The organism is Vibrio sp. Hal054 (assembly GCF_037162405.1).
Taxonomy (GTDB): domain Bacteria; phylum Pseudomonadota; class Gammaproteobacteria; order Enterobacterales; family Vibrionaceae; genus Vibrio; species Vibrio diazotrophicus.
This window is the reverse complement of sequence record NZ_JARLUT010000001.1, coordinates 2594382-2607831: the sequence shown is the minus strand read 5'-3', so window position 1 is coordinate 2607831 and position 13450 is coordinate 2594382. Positions and strand designations below refer to the sequence as shown.

The 13450-nt window shown below is 47.6% G+C and carries 12 protein-coding genes and 3 pseudogenes; 11 read left to right on the top strand and 4 right to left on the bottom strand.

The window, feature by feature from the left end; genetic code table 11:
* Nucleotides 1-127: 127 nt before the first annotated feature.
* From mobH to P4S58_RS12110, 5 genes and pseudogenes are all read left to right on the top strand, one after another.
* A pseudogene (mobH, locus tag P4S58_RS12130) lies at nucleotides 128-2277 on the top strand (MobH family relaxase).
* A gap of 47 nt (nucleotides 2278-2324) precedes the next feature.
* Nucleotides 2325-4145, top strand: coding sequence for a conjugative transfer system coupling protein TraD (gene traD / locus P4S58_RS12125; protein WP_337164123.1), 1821 nt, complete (start codon nucleotides 2325-2327; stop codon nucleotides 4143-4145).
* Nucleotides 4146-4154: 9 nt separating this feature from the next.
* Nucleotides 4155-4715 (top strand): conjugative transfer protein, encoded by a 561-nt coding sequence (locus P4S58_RS12120; RefSeq protein ID WP_337164122.1) that lies wholly within the window; start codon nucleotides 4155-4157, stop codon nucleotides 4713-4715.
* Nucleotides 4702-5337, top strand: coding sequence for a DUF4400 domain-containing protein (locus tag P4S58_RS12115; protein ID WP_337164121.1), 636 nt, complete (start codon nucleotides 4702-4704; stop codon nucleotides 5335-5337). The genes P4S58_RS12120 and P4S58_RS12115 overlap by 14 nt, the downstream gene beginning before the upstream one ends.
* A gap of 152 nt (nucleotides 5338-5489) precedes the next feature.
* A pseudogene (locus P4S58_RS12110) lies at nucleotides 5490-6595 on the top strand (Fic family protein).
* A 201-nt stretch (nucleotides 6596-6796) separates the two neighbouring features.
* On the opposite strand, the gene P4S58_RS12105 reads toward P4S58_RS12110, so the two are convergent.
* Nucleotides 6797-7087: a HigA family addiction module antitoxin gene (locus P4S58_RS12105; RefSeq protein ID WP_337164120.1), complete on the bottom strand. Its 291-nt coding sequence runs from the start codon at nucleotides 7085-7087 to the stop codon at nucleotides 6797-6799.
* Nucleotides 7088-7312: 225 nt separating this feature from the next.
* Between P4S58_RS12105 and traL the strand changes: the two genes are divergently transcribed.
* The 6 genes from traL (at nucleotide 7313) to traA (ending at nucleotide 11419) form a co-directional block, all read left to right on the top strand.
* Nucleotides 7313-7594: a type IV conjugative transfer system protein TraL gene (gene traL, locus P4S58_RS12100; protein ID WP_000433891.1), complete on the top strand. Its 282-nt coding sequence runs from the start codon at nucleotides 7313-7315 to the stop codon at nucleotides 7592-7594.
* Nucleotides 7591-8217 (top strand): TraE/TraK family type IV conjugative transfer system protein, encoded by a 627-nt coding sequence (locus tag P4S58_RS12095; protein WP_000667170.1) that lies wholly within the window; start codon nucleotides 7591-7593, stop codon nucleotides 8215-8217. Before traL ends, P4S58_RS12095 begins: the two co-directional genes overlap by 4 nt.
* Nucleotides 8201-9100 carry a TraK domain-containing protein gene (locus P4S58_RS12090; protein WP_337164565.1) on the top strand — a complete coding sequence of 300 codons (900 nt, stop codon included), beginning with the start codon at nucleotides 8201-8203 and terminating at the stop codon, nucleotides 9098-9100. The genes P4S58_RS12095 and P4S58_RS12090 overlap by 17 nt, the downstream gene beginning before the upstream one ends.
* Nucleotides 9100-10389 carry a TraB/VirB10 family protein gene (locus P4S58_RS12085; protein WP_337164119.1) on the top strand — a complete coding sequence of 430 codons (1290 nt, stop codon included), beginning with the start codon at nucleotides 9100-9102 and terminating at the stop codon, nucleotides 10387-10389. The genes P4S58_RS12090 and P4S58_RS12085 overlap by 1 nt, the downstream gene beginning before the upstream one ends.
* A gap of 74 nt (nucleotides 10390-10463) precedes the next feature.
* Nucleotides 10464-11036 carry a TraV family lipoprotein gene (locus tag P4S58_RS12080; RefSeq protein ID WP_337164117.1) on the top strand — a complete coding sequence of 191 codons (573 nt, stop codon included), beginning with the start codon at nucleotides 10464-10466 and terminating at the stop codon, nucleotides 11034-11036.
* Nucleotides 11033-11419, top strand: a complete 387-nt coding sequence (gene traA / locus P4S58_RS12075; RefSeq protein ID WP_004249359.1) for a TraA family conjugative transfer protein — start codon at nucleotides 11033-11035, stop codon at nucleotides 11417-11419. Before P4S58_RS12080 ends, traA begins: the two co-directional genes overlap by 4 nt.
* Before the next feature lie 40 nt (nucleotides 11420-11459).
* Here traA and P4S58_RS12070 read toward each other — a convergent pair whose 3' ends face one another.
* From P4S58_RS12070 to P4S58_RS12060, 3 genes and pseudogenes are all read right to left on the bottom strand, one after another.
* Nucleotides 11460-11966, bottom strand: a complete 507-nt coding sequence (locus P4S58_RS12070) for a GNAT family N-acetyltransferase (protein WP_337164115.1) — start codon at nucleotides 11964-11966, stop codon at nucleotides 11460-11462.
* Nucleotides 11957-12223, bottom strand: a complete 267-nt coding sequence (locus P4S58_RS12065) for a type II toxin-antitoxin system TacA family antitoxin (RefSeq protein WP_337164114.1) — start codon at nucleotides 12221-12223, stop codon at nucleotides 11957-11959. The genes P4S58_RS12070 and P4S58_RS12065 overlap by 10 nt, the downstream gene beginning before the upstream one ends.
* A gap of 414 nt (nucleotides 12224-12637) precedes the next feature.
* Nucleotides 12638-13411 (bottom strand): annotated as a pseudogene (locus P4S58_RS12060) (IS5 family transposase); the annotation flags it as partial.
* Nucleotides 13412-13450: the final 39 nt, after the last annotated feature.

Genomic DNA, 13450 nt, shown 5'->3' with positions numbered 1-13450 from the left:
GAGTTTAACTAACGATGTCGCTTCAAGTCGATTTGTGTTTAAGTCATGCGAATAAGTTGTTTTTTTTTCATCTATTTTTGTACTGCTTCTTTTCTGAACCTTCACACTATCGTGTCGGAGGTTCACTATGTTCAAAAACCTATTTTTTCAAGCCAAAGCATTACCAGAACTGTCATCGCAACTGGATGCAGACATTCCACGCTACCCGCCATTCCTGAAGGGGTTGCCAGCTGCGTCACCTGAAGATTTGCAGTCCACACAAGACGAGCTAATTGCCAAACTGCGCCAGGTACTTGGCTTTAATCAGCGTGAGTTTCAAAGGCTGATTCAGCCCTGCATTGATCATCTGGCTGCTTATGTTCATTTGTTGCCAGCTTCTGAGCATCATCATCACAGTGGTGCTGGTGGTTTATTACGTCATTCGTTGGAAGTTGCTTTCTGGGCTGCACAAGCTGCTGAAGGGATCATCTTTGTTGCCAGTGGCACACCTGTTGAAAAAAAGAACTGGAACCAAGGTGGCGTGTTGCGGCGGCATTAGGCGGTTTGTTCCATGATATTGGTAAGCCCGTTTCAGACCTGTCCATCACAGATGAAGATGGACGCTATCAGTGGAACCCTTTTTTAGAAACATTATCTCAGTGGACCAGTAACAACAGCATTGAACGTTATTTTATTCGCTGGCGCGACGGACGCTGCAAGCGGCACGAGCAATTCTCAATTCTGGTGTTAAACCGGGTGATGACACCTGAGTTGCTCGCCTGGTTAACCCAGCCGGGCCCTGAGATTTTGCAAGCCATGCTGGAAGCGATTGGCAATACCGATCCCGATCATGTTCTATCTAAATTGGTCATTGAAGCTGATCAAATAAGTGTCCAGCGAGACCTGAAAGCTCAACGAATTTCCGTTGACGACAATGCCCTTGGTGTCCCAGTCGAACGCTATCTACTTGATGCCATGAGGCGATTACTTGCCAGTTCCCAATGGTTAGTCAATCAGCGAGACGCCAGAGTCTGGGTACGAAAATCAAATCAATCAACCAATCTTTACCTGGTCTGGAAAAGCGCGGCTAAGGACATCATTGAGCTATTGGCCAAAGACAAGATACCAGGCATCCCAAGAGATCCCGATACCCTTGCGGACATCCTCATTGAGCGAGGATTGGCCACGAAATCCGGCTCAAATGAGCGATATGAAAGCCTTGCCCCTGAAGTACTGATCAAAGACGACAAGCCAATCTGGTTACCCATGCTGCATATATCTGAGGCCGATTTATTGTTCAGCTCGAATGTACCAAGTAGCGTGGCACTGTTTAGCAAATCTGAATGGGAAGCAAGAAAGCAAACACAAGCAGAGCCTCAGAGTCGTTCCAGTGAGCATCCAGACTTGCCTGAAGAGTCATCATCAATCGAACATAGAAAATCGGATGAGTCACCATCGACAAACTCGTCCGAGCAAGATGATGAACTTCGTCATGCCAGTGATGTTAATAACCCCCAGGCAACTGAAAATACTCCAGGTGATGAGTGCGAAAAGCCAAACGATTCAAGCGATGCTGCTATCGCAGATAACGTAAATCAGCAAAACGAAGCAGCATTGAATCTACCTGAATCTTTAGCGTGGCTCCCAGAGGCCAGCAGTGCGTTGGTTATGGTTGGTGAACAGATACTGATCCGCTATCCCGATGCCGTAAGGCCTTGGTGTGCTCCTCGAAAACTGCTTGCTGAACTCAGTCAATTAGATTGGCTTGAATTAGATCCCGCAAACCCAACACGTAAGGCCAGAACTGTGACCTCGAATAATGGAGTTCAGGAGCAAGGGTTACTGCTGAAGGTATCGATTTCAAAAGTACTAACTGCACTGATAGACCTCTCCAAACAAGATGCAGAACCGGCGGCAGCTATTCAGAACGAAGAGACTTCACTGCGTCCGAGTCGAATTAATACAAGCAATGCTCAAGCAAAAGAGCCCGCCACAACAGCGGAGCGTAAGCAAAAGCCGATTGCGGCCAATGCGAACTTAAGTACAGACCCTAAACACGCGCAGCGCCAACAGATGGTTAATTTTGTGAAAGATTTGCCCATCTTACTGACCGATGGCGATTACCCAGACGTGGATCATAGTGCCGATGGTATTCGCGTCACGATTCAAACCTTACGCCAAGTCGCCAATGAACATGGTATTCCTGCCGGGCAATTGCTTCGGGGGATATCGGCCAGTGACCAATGCCAGTTTGATGAGGGGGAAACGGTTCTGTTTACCGCTCACGCTAAACGTTAATCCATTTGAAATTAAGCGATTGCAAACGGTTATTTTGCGGAGCATGAATGAAAGAAAACGCATATGAGATGCCCTGGCGCACGAACTATGAAGCCATGGCAGCAGCAGGCTGGCTGGTTGGGGCCACTGGGGCGATTGCCGCAGAAATGCTGACTGAGCTGCCACCTGAGCCATTTTGGTGGATGACAGGGATTTCCTCGGGCATGGCGTTGTATCGCCTGCCTGAGGCTTACCGTCTTTATCAGTTGCAGAAGGGGCTAAAAGGCAAACCATTGGCTTTTATGGCGCTGTCGCATTTGCAAAAAGTGATGGCAAAACATCCTGATGAATTGTGGTTAGGGTATGGCTTTGAGTGGGACCAACGCCATGCTCAACGCGCTTATGAAATCCTAAAGCGGGATAAGCAAACCTTACTTAACCAGGGCCACGGCAAGCAAATGGGTTCGACCTGGATTCATGGTGTTGAGCCCAAAGAAGAAGATGTGTACCAACCAGTTGGTCACACAGAAGGCCATACCTTAATTGTCGGTACGACCGGTGCCGGAAAAACCCGATGCTTTGATGCGATGATCACTCAGGCCATTTTGCGCAATGAAGCCGTCATTATTATTGACCCTAAGGGAGACAAGGAACTTAAGGATAATGCGCAGCGAGCCTGTATTGCCACCGGTAGTCCTGAGCGCTTTGTGTATTTTCATCCGGGTTTTCCTGAGCATTCAGTACGTCTTAATCCCCTGAGAAACTTTAACCGGGGCACTGAAATTGCCAGCCGAATTGCGGCATTAATTCCATCCGAAACCGGTGCTGATCCATTTAAAGCATTTGGCCAAATGGCACTGAATAACATCGTGCAAGGTTTGTTGCTTACTTCACAACGTCCTGATCTGAAGACACTGAGGCGATTCTTGGAAGGTGGCCCAGAAGGCTTGGTAGTAAAAGCCGTCACAGCCTGGGGGGAGCAGGTGTATCCGAACTTTAGTGTGGAGATCAAGCGCTTTACCGAAAAAGCCAATACCTTGGCTAAACAAGCTATGGCGATGCTGCTTTTTTACTACGAACGCATTCAGCCCGTTGCCGCCAATACGGATTTGGAAGGCCTTTTGAGTATGTTTGAGCATGACAGAACCCACTATTCCAAGATGGTGGCCTCATTGATGCCGGTGCTCAATATGCTCACATCAAGTGAACTTGGCCCACTGCTATCACCGATTGCAAACGATGTGGATGACAGCCGGTTAATTACGGATTCTGGCCGAATTATCAACAATGCCCAAGTGGCGTATATCGGCTTGGATTCATTGACCGACGCCATGGTTGGCAGCGCCATTGGTTCGTTGCTTTTATCCGATCTCACCGCCGTGGCCGGTGACCGCTATAACTATGGTGTTGAAAATCGTCCCGTAAATATCTTCATCGATGAGGCGGCTGAAGTCGTCAACGATCCCTTCATTCAACTGCTCAACAAAGGCCGTGGCGCAAAAATGCGTTGTGTGATTGCTACTCAGACCTTTGCTGACTTTGCAGCTCGAACAGGCAGTGAAGCTAAGGCTCGCCAGGTGTTAGGTAACATCAACAACTTGATAGCCCTTCGGGTGATGGACGCCGAAACGCAGCAGTATATTACTGACAATCTGCCTAAGACTCGGTTGCAGTACATCATGCAAACTCAAGGTATGTCGTCCAACTCGGACAGCCCCGCGTTGTTTACCGGCAATCATGGCGAACGCTTGATGGAGGAAGAAGGCGATATGTTTCCACCGCAGTTATTAGGCCAGCTTCCCAACCTGGAGTACATCGCCAAGCTTTCAGGTGGCCGCGTGATCAAAGGCCGCATTCCTATTTTAACCAGCTCTACACAGGCAGCATAAGGAGTCTGTATGCATCATTCTGTCTGTCTGAAAATGACAACACTTACCAGTAAAGAAATGCTCGCTCAGTGGCAGCAACATAACCCCCAGTTCAAGGAAGCTTTAAGACTACTTGAAACCGACTGGCCTCATGCTTTGGCCTCAGTGCACTGTTTGGCGGACTATTTAACAGATGCGTTCACGTTAGATGGCCATTCCATCTTTGATTTGTGTTTGTGTAATGGCTTGGGCAGTTATGAAGAAGTCAGTTGTGATGATGACAGTGTACGACTGTGGCATTTCATTGAGGCACTGACCTGGACTGCCGCCAGTGCTTTAACGGGGATTCGGCTGCGTGATCCTGATCATTTCGAGTGGGCCGCTGTGGATGGTGTCTATTTCCACACCTGGATGCGTAATCGTCCAAATCGAATGGCGTATCTGGCTGAAGGACGCATCGAAGTGCGTTATGTCAGTGGTCATACGACGACAAAGCGGCTTCAACAAGTGATTAAAGCCCGGATTATGACGCCAACCGTTGCAGCCATGCTAGCACGAGTAGAAGAGGATATTTGGCATGAGCAAGCATAAGTCGGTTTGGCTGCTGTGTCTGGCACTAATGCTGGAGATTATTGCCATTGGCGTATTAGTGCCCGGTGATTGGACTGGCCGGGTTATTAATAAAGAGAAGCAGATGATCCAAAACCAATTGGGCGCACAAACAAGCTATTGGATTGGTCAAACTAGCCATGGCTGGTATCAATCATGGGTTGTGGATACGCAGATGGAGCAATCTGTGCGTGATTTTCTAATCCCCACGGAAGAGCAGCGACTGCGCTCTAAAGGGATGGAGAACATGGGAGGCTTTTGGTTTGTGTGGGTAGAAGACCGTATTCAGGCATTTTTTGATGTGCTGTACCAAGTGTTCACTCGATTTGCTTTGCTGATGGTCTGGTTGCCCTTTGCGCTTATTCTCATGTTACCAGCGCTGTGGGACGGCTTGATGACCTGGAAGATTAAGAAGACAACCTTTGAATTTTCGAGCCCTATCATTCACCGCTACAGCATGATTATCCTGGGCTCAGGCGTCATTTTTCTGTTTATGGGATTGTTTGCTCCGCTGGCCATTCCACCGGTGGTGTTACCGTCGCTGATCATCGGCTTGACATTGATGGCGGGGTTGGCGTTAAGCCACTTGCAGAAGAAAATATGAGGCCTGTGTTAATGACTGCCAAGACAAGTGATAACATCGAGTGATGATATGAATATCCGCATTATTAACATCAATATTTGATTTGATTGTTGGATTCATTTTAATCATACTATGATTTGAATAGGCTGTTATTTAAATCAAAAGGCGACAATATGTGGATCTGGCAACAAGATGACTGGCCAAACTTTATCTGGGATGAAAAGGTTATTGACCCCAAGTTACGAGACATTCGCTTTCACCAAGGAATGTTGTTGGGCAAGATGTCGAGCCAACCTAAAGACCAAAAGCAAAGTATGTTAGACACGCTATTGGCGAACATTATTCATTCGAGTGCCATTGAAGGTGAGAAGCTCAATGCTTTTTCTGTTCGCTCTTCCTTGGCTAATAAGCTCGGTCTTTCTGAAGACAAACCATTTCCAACCACTGAACGCACAGATGGCCTAGCAGAAATAATGTTAGATGCGGCGGAGAATTTAGACTCGCCGCTCTCACTTGAAAGAATATTGCAATGGCATCAACGGCTGTTTCCTGAGGGTTACACCTTGTTCAACCCTGTTATAGGGGGGCGGTTACGTGGGGATGAGCCTATGCAGGTAGTATCGGGTAGGATTGATAAACCCACGGTGCATTTTGAAGCGCCAAGCCGAGATGTGCTTGAGTCCGAACTGGACGTGTTTATCCGCTGGTTTAATGACTCTCGTGAGGACCCAGCTTTAGATCCATTGCTTAGAGCTGCGATAACACATCTTTGGTTTGTGACGCTCCATCCTTTGGATGACGGCAATGGCAGGATCACCCGCTTACTCACTGATTTGGCGCTGGCCCAGGCTGAGCGCCAATCTGTCCGTTTCTATGCAATGTCAGTGGCGATTTTAGCCAACCGTAAAAGCTACTACGAAATATTAGAGCAATCCCAGAAAGGTGAACTTGATATTACTGCTTGGCTTATGTGGTTTTTAAACACCTTAGGTGAAACATTCACCAATGTGCTCGAAGAAATCGACCAAACGGTTTTTAAAACAAACTTCTGGCGAAATGTCGATCAAACGCGACTGTCCTCGGAACAAGTAAAAGTGCTCAATCGAATGCTTGATGGGGATTTTGACCAAGGCATTAATACGTCGCAATATCATAAAGTGGCGAAAGTGAGTAAGCCAACCGCGTCTCGTCATTTAGCGGCTTTGGTCGAGCTTGGTTGCTTGGTCAAAAGTGAAGCCGGGGGAGGAGTACTCGTTATAAGCTCGCGCACTTGAGTTAAAAACACGAACATTGAGAGAATTCGCCAATAGAACTAGCGACAGTTTTCAACTAGCTTAAGGTTTACGTGTTCGAGCGTCTTTGTGTGTAAGTTTCTGTTCGATGAGAGCAAATTCGCGACTTAGTTTATGATATTCTCGTGCAACGTTAAGATTTCTAAATGCTTTTTCTTTCAATGTTTTTAGAGACATCAATTTTACCCCTACGCTAGTTCATAAGATTGGACTTTCAGCGTTGCCTTTTGATTTCTGAGTACTGATAAATCATAAGCATTTTGCAGGCGCAACCAGTGGTAGGCAGAGGGTTGAGCAAAAGCCAGTTCCAAGCGTACGGCCATTTCTGGAGTAATTGCACCTCGTCCGTTTAATACCTTGGACAGGGTTTTACGGCTTACATTTAAGTGCTCTGCAACATCGGTAATCGTCAACTCTAATGGCTCGATGACCAACTCTTTTAATATCTCACCAGGGTGAGCGGGGTTATGCATAGTCATGAGTGATAATCCTCGTAGTTCTGCATCACGTCGGTTAAATCTGAATGTAATGCGCCAATTACCAAGAACTAATAGTAACCCTTAAGCTTACGATATCAATATGATTGTAAGAGCAGAATCGCTAAGCCACCTCAAAACCTTCAAGAATTCGGCATCTAGCTGACCACTGAAGCTACCAATCCCAAGGCATCCTTCACTTCTCAATTCAAACAACGAGGAGTGACTATGGAACCTGTGAGTATTCCGTCCTATATCGATGACCCGCCGCACTTCCTGCTTTGGAGTGCCGATGAGATGGCTCCCATTCTGTTGGGGCTAGTGATCGGCATTTTTACCGGTAATGCCTTGGTTTTATGCCTGTTGGGGTTGGTAACAACCAAACTCTATCGGCGTTTTCGTGATGGTCGCCCAGATGGTTTTATTCTTCACGCCATCTACTGGGCCGGACTGTTGCCAACCAAGGCCAAGACGATCCCTAACCCATTTATCAGGAGCTATCTGCCGTGAAGTTCGACGTGTTTTTAAAATCATGGCAAGGCACGCAATTAGAGAACCGATGGCAACGGTTTCTGATTGCAGTGCTGGTGCTATCTAACTTGCTGCTTGCGGTAGCGGCATTTTCTCGCAATACCGTGGTAGCCATTCAACCACCAACCTTGTCTGAAACAGCTGAAGTGTCACGAAACCAAGCCACTCAGCCTTACCTGGAATCCTGGGGGCTCTACCTAGCTGAGCTTATGGGCAACGTGACGCCGGGCAATGTGTCCTTTATCCGGGTTGCTATCGAACCGCTACTTTCACCTGCGGTGTACCAGCAAGTGGTCGATGCACTGGAGATTCAGGCAAGACAGATCCGTGAGGACCGAGTCACGCTCAAATTCCAACCCAGACAAGTGGAGTATGAGTATGAAACCGGCCATGTCTTTGTGACCGGTTATTCCTTGGTCTCTGGACCATCTGGCGATGAGCAGCGCCAAACTCGCACCTATGAGTTTGACATCGATATTGAGCAATACCGTCCAAAACTTAGCTGGATGGATACGTATGAGGGGCAAGCTAGAACGAAGCGAGTTCGTGAAAAGTTGACCCAAGAGCAAAACCGGAGGGTGAATGATGCGAACCAAAATTAGTCGATGGATGACACCAAGCTTAATCGCAATCAGCTTGAGTGGCGTCCTGTTATCTCAAGCGTCGTATGCAGACGTGGAATTGCCGATTGTGCCAGCCAGTGTGATGAAGCAGTCTGCTACAGCAAATCCACCTGTTCAAACCAATACGGTTTCAACGGATGTGCCAACAACGCTACTAATGACACCGGGGGTTAATGAACTGATCCCTGTAGCGCTTGGGCATCTGAATCGGATTGTGACGCCGTTTGAATCGCCTCAGGTGAGAACAACCAGTGATGCTCAGACGCAAATCAAGGGGAATGTTGTATATGTGGCCACGGACAAAGAATCACCGGTTTCACTTTACATCACTCCGCCTCGTCAGGAAGCGCCCGCATTATCTGTCACCTTAGTACCTCGTCGTATTCCACCGCGTGAAATCACCTTAGTTATTGATGGTCAGCAGTGGCCTATTAAGGGCGTCGTGAACCGAAAAGCCGCCACTTGGGAAACGGCTCAGCCATACGTCGATAGCTTACGTGATTTACTCAGACGCCTTGCATTAAATGAGTTACCACAAGGCTATGACATCCGTTTAGCTGGCCAAACTGACACAAGCCCGAAATGTTTTCAGCCGGGCTTAAAGTTTGGTTTTAAGCAGGGGCAAATTGTGACGGGACATTACTTCACCGTCTATGTAGGACTGGTTGAAAGCTTTGCCGATGAGCCGATAGAAGCCAGTGAAATAGCCTGTCATGCACCAGATATAGTGGCAAGCGCCTACTGGCCTCGCAATATCTTGTTGCCGGGTGAAAAGACTGAGTTGTATGTGGTTGTTCGCAATCATCGTGAAGAAGCGGTGGAAAGTCAGCGACCTTCGCTTCTTGTGGGAGGTGAGCTTTGATGAAAGCACAATGGGAACAAATGAGCCCGAACATGAAGCGGGGCCTATCTGTTGCCGGTATTGCTGGTGGTCTCATCCTTATGGTGATGGTGTTTTCACCTAATCCTGATGATGGCGCGAGCAGTCGGAACCGACAGGAAACGATCCGGCACATTCTTACGGATACCAATACTCGTGATGTTGGGGTCGATAGTTTGGCTGCAAACGTAAAACTACTCAGTGAGCGCAATGAACAGTTACGTCGTGAAGTTGAGCGCTTGCGTCGTGACGTCGATTCAGGACGGTTAAACCCAGGTTCGCCTTCTATACCCAGTGAGGTCAATGCGGAGTTGGCTCGCCTTCGAGCGGAACTTGATGATGTACGCGCTGGAGGTGATGCAGCAGTTGAAGGCACAAATAGCCGCTTTGAAGTGCCTTTATCTGCCATGGAATTGCCTAAAGACGAAAAGCCACTGCCGTCTAACCCAGACGACTATTTTGCCAATGCGCCGCTGCCTGATCCGCTCTATCAGCAGCCAGTCAATGGTCAAGGTACACGAGCACGAGATGTTCCATTGCCGCCAATCACGATTCGTATGATTGAGCCTGAAGTGGTTGTCGAACCAGACGTTGTTGTGCAAGACGCGCCGCCTTTGTATCTACCGGCGGGCAGCATCATCTCGGGTACTTTGATCACGGGTTTGGATGCTCCTACTCATGAGTCCGCAAGACGTGAGCCTTTTCCTGCATTGCTGAGGATTCAAAAGGAAGCCATTTTACCCAACCGATTTAGAGCGGATATCAAAGAGTGTTTCTTGATCGCCGCAGGTTACGGTGATTTGAGCTCTGAGCGTGCTTATTTGCGAGGCGAGACCATTTCATGTGTGAGAGAAGATGGTGGCGTCATTGAAACACGACTGGATTCTTATGCCGTGGGTGAAGACGGCAAAGCCGGTATTCGTGGCCGATTAGTGTCGAAACAAGGCCAACTGGTGGCCAAATCGATGATGGCCGGATTCCTTCAGGGCTTGGCTGGCGCATTTGATGTAAATCCTGTTCCGACGATTCAGACGGGTAATGCCGGTGATACTCAGTTGTACCAGCAAGTCATGAGCCAAGAAGCATTACAAGGCGCTGCGATTAAAGGCACTGGTAAAGCATTGGATCGAGTGGCCAAGTTCTATCTGGACATGGCTGAAAATATGTTCCCAGTCATAGAGGTGGACGCTGCAAGGAAAATTGAAGTAATCGTCACTCGCGGGGCCTCATTGTCATTGGCCACTTCACAAGGGGTAGGTGCAAGAAGATGAAAAAATCCTGCATGTTGCTAACCGATCGAAGTCCGTTTCAGACAATAAGATGTGTATCCAGAGGAAAGTTAACCATGACGACATCAATGCAGAACAACCCAAAGCACCAGTCAAAACAGTGGTCTAAAGCTGGATTACTTTTATTGGCAGTCGGCTCAACCTTATTGTCTGGCTGTAGTTCATTGGGTCTTGGGAGTAGTGAATATGGATGCCCAGGTATGCCTGACGGTGTGCGCTGTTTATCCGCTCGTGAAGTCTATGAGCTTACCAGTAATGGCGCTGCACCCAAGACGATTGATGCTGTGGCGACTCGAATTGGTTCTCCCTCTGGGTATTCACAATCTGATTTAGAGACAGGACTGTTGAGCCATCCAGCATTACCTGAGTCGCAGCAATCTGCACCTCTTCGCATTCCTTCAAGGGTGATGCGAATTTGGATTGCGCCTTGGGAGGATGACCGTGGAGATCTGAATTTATCCAGCTACGTGTTTACCGAAATTGAACCGCGCCGGTGGGATATTGGGGTGTCAGCACCTCGAACGGTTTCGCCAGTGCTACGTCCACTTCAGACTCAAAGCGATTCAGCCTCAGCGGGAGCTGATGGTAAGCGCGATAACTTGAGTATCTACGGAGAAACTAACGAATGACAAATGCAGTTCGCAGCATTCAAACTCAGCGCCTAATGACCATTGGTGCGCTTGGTTTAATGGCGTTAATGATTTCGGAGCCCTCATTTGCGGGCACCGGTGGTGATGCTTTCACCGATGTGTGGGATACCCTAAAAGACTGGACCCAAGGTACTTTGGGACGGATCGTAGCGGGAGCCATGGTTCTGGTGGGTATTGTGGGCGGTATCGCTCGCCAAAGCTTGATGGCTTTTGCTCTGGGCATTGGTGGCGGTATGGGTCTCTACAACACACCAACAGTCGTTGAAAGTGTTATGTCTGCAACCTTACCTGTTGTTGCCAGCACTCAAGAAGTTATTGGTACAACTGTTCCAGCAATCAGCGCTGTTTTACTGGGCACCTGATAATATTGACGGCTTCTCTTGTGAAAGGGGAGCCGTCATCTCAGTCTATCGACAATGATTTTTCGATATCGCAGATCCTTGCCATGAGTACTAAAGGATCAAACGTCGATTCTTTAAAGCCAAATTTCTTGTAAAACGTTTGCGCACTGCTATCAATCGCGTGGACTAAGATGCCTGCTCCACCGACAGCGTTCATTGCTTGTACTGAGCGAATGATGCAATCTTTTAAAAGACCTGCCGCAATGCCTTGACCTTTATAGGCGTTATCCACACCAAGCCTGGCTAGAATCACCATGGGAATGGGATCAGGACTATTTCTTCTTAGTGAACTGAATGCTTGCTCTCTGGAAACTGATCCCATGGCAATGGAATAGTACCCGACCACTTGATGGGCGTCAGTGTCATTGACCACATACACTCTCGCGGTTCCCCGCTTTTGACTCTTTAACGCCTGTTTTCTTAACCAAGTATCGAGTTCTTCGATGCCACATTGAAAGGCGCTAACCTGGTGCTCATCAGTGAGTAGGGTTGGTGCACTTATTCCCAAGGCGCTTTCCTTTTAAACAGATCTTTCATGCCATCAAGAGTCTGAAGTTCTGCACGAAGTTCGTTATCAAATGCTTCAAAAGCCTTTGCTTCAAGAATAAAATCACGCTGTTCGGCCAGTATGCTATGCGCTTCATTGAGTGCTGCTTGCTGAATGAATACGGTTCTATCAACTTTTTTTAAACTTGCTGCGGCATCGATAATGTCTCTTACTGATGGCAATACTCGCATGTTGATTGGGGCTGTCTTTGTAGCCATGACACCATCCTCTGTATATCTATTTAATACACAGTTTAAATGGTTTTTGCGTGTAGTCAATAGATATACATTATCTTTTTGTGTCTGTGATAGGGAAAAGCCGTTGTTGTTGGTTGGATTATGATCGTAGCTTAGGTGTAAATTGCTTGGCAGAGCGACCCAAGAGCAGTTGTTCAACTACTATGCAATGCATCGTCGTTAACTAGATGGGTATTTCTGCCAACTCGTTTTAGGTCTCTGTATGCAGTTTGTTTCGTTGCTAACCTAAGGAAACTGCGAATAAGTCCTGCAATTTAGTTCTTTAACCAGCCTTTGCACTTACCGTCTAATTTTTGAACGCTAAATTTTCAATTTCGGCAAATATACTGCCGTTTTAGGCCTGATTTCGGCCTTATTCCGGGTTATTCCCGGATTTCAGACAGATCTTGGCTGTCGCCTTAACATCTGGTCTACTTTAAACAGGTTCGCCAAGGTGAATAACATGGTTAACTGTGAGTCATTTTTCATCAGTCCTTTATAGCGTGCTTTGATAAAGCCAAACTGACATTTGACGATCCGAAACGGATGCTCCACTTTTGCCCTGATGCTGGCTTTTAAGTATTCGATGTTAATGGCCGTTTTGTTTTTGCGAGGATGCTTTTTCAGTGCCCGGACTTTTCCGGGGCGTTCAGCAATCAGCCATTCCACATTCGTATCTTGCAACGCTTCCCGTTTCTCTGCGCCCTGATAACCGGCATTGCCGGAAACGAATTCTTCTTCGCCATGCAACAGGTTCTTCAACTGGTTCAGGTCATGCTCGTTTGCGGCGGTGGTCACCAGCGTATGGGTGAGGCCACTCTTGGCATCCACACCAATATGGGCTTTCATACCGAAGTGCCATTCATTGCCTTTCTTGGTCTGATGCATCTCCGGGTCTCGTTCATTCTTTTTGTTTTTAGTGGAGCTGGGTGCTTCAATAATCGTGGCATCCACCAGTGTACCCTGCGTCATCATCACACCGCAGTCAGACAGCCATTGGTTGACCGTTTTGAATAATTTGCGAGTCAACTTGTGCTTTTCCAGCAAGTGCCGGAAGTTCATAATGGTAGTACGGTCTGGAATGGCTTTATCCAATGACAGTTGCGCAAACTGACGCATCGAAGCTATTTCATATAACGCATCTTCCATCGCTTCATCACCAAGGCTATACCCGTGATCATTGAAGATGCTTGATTTTCGATAGAATCA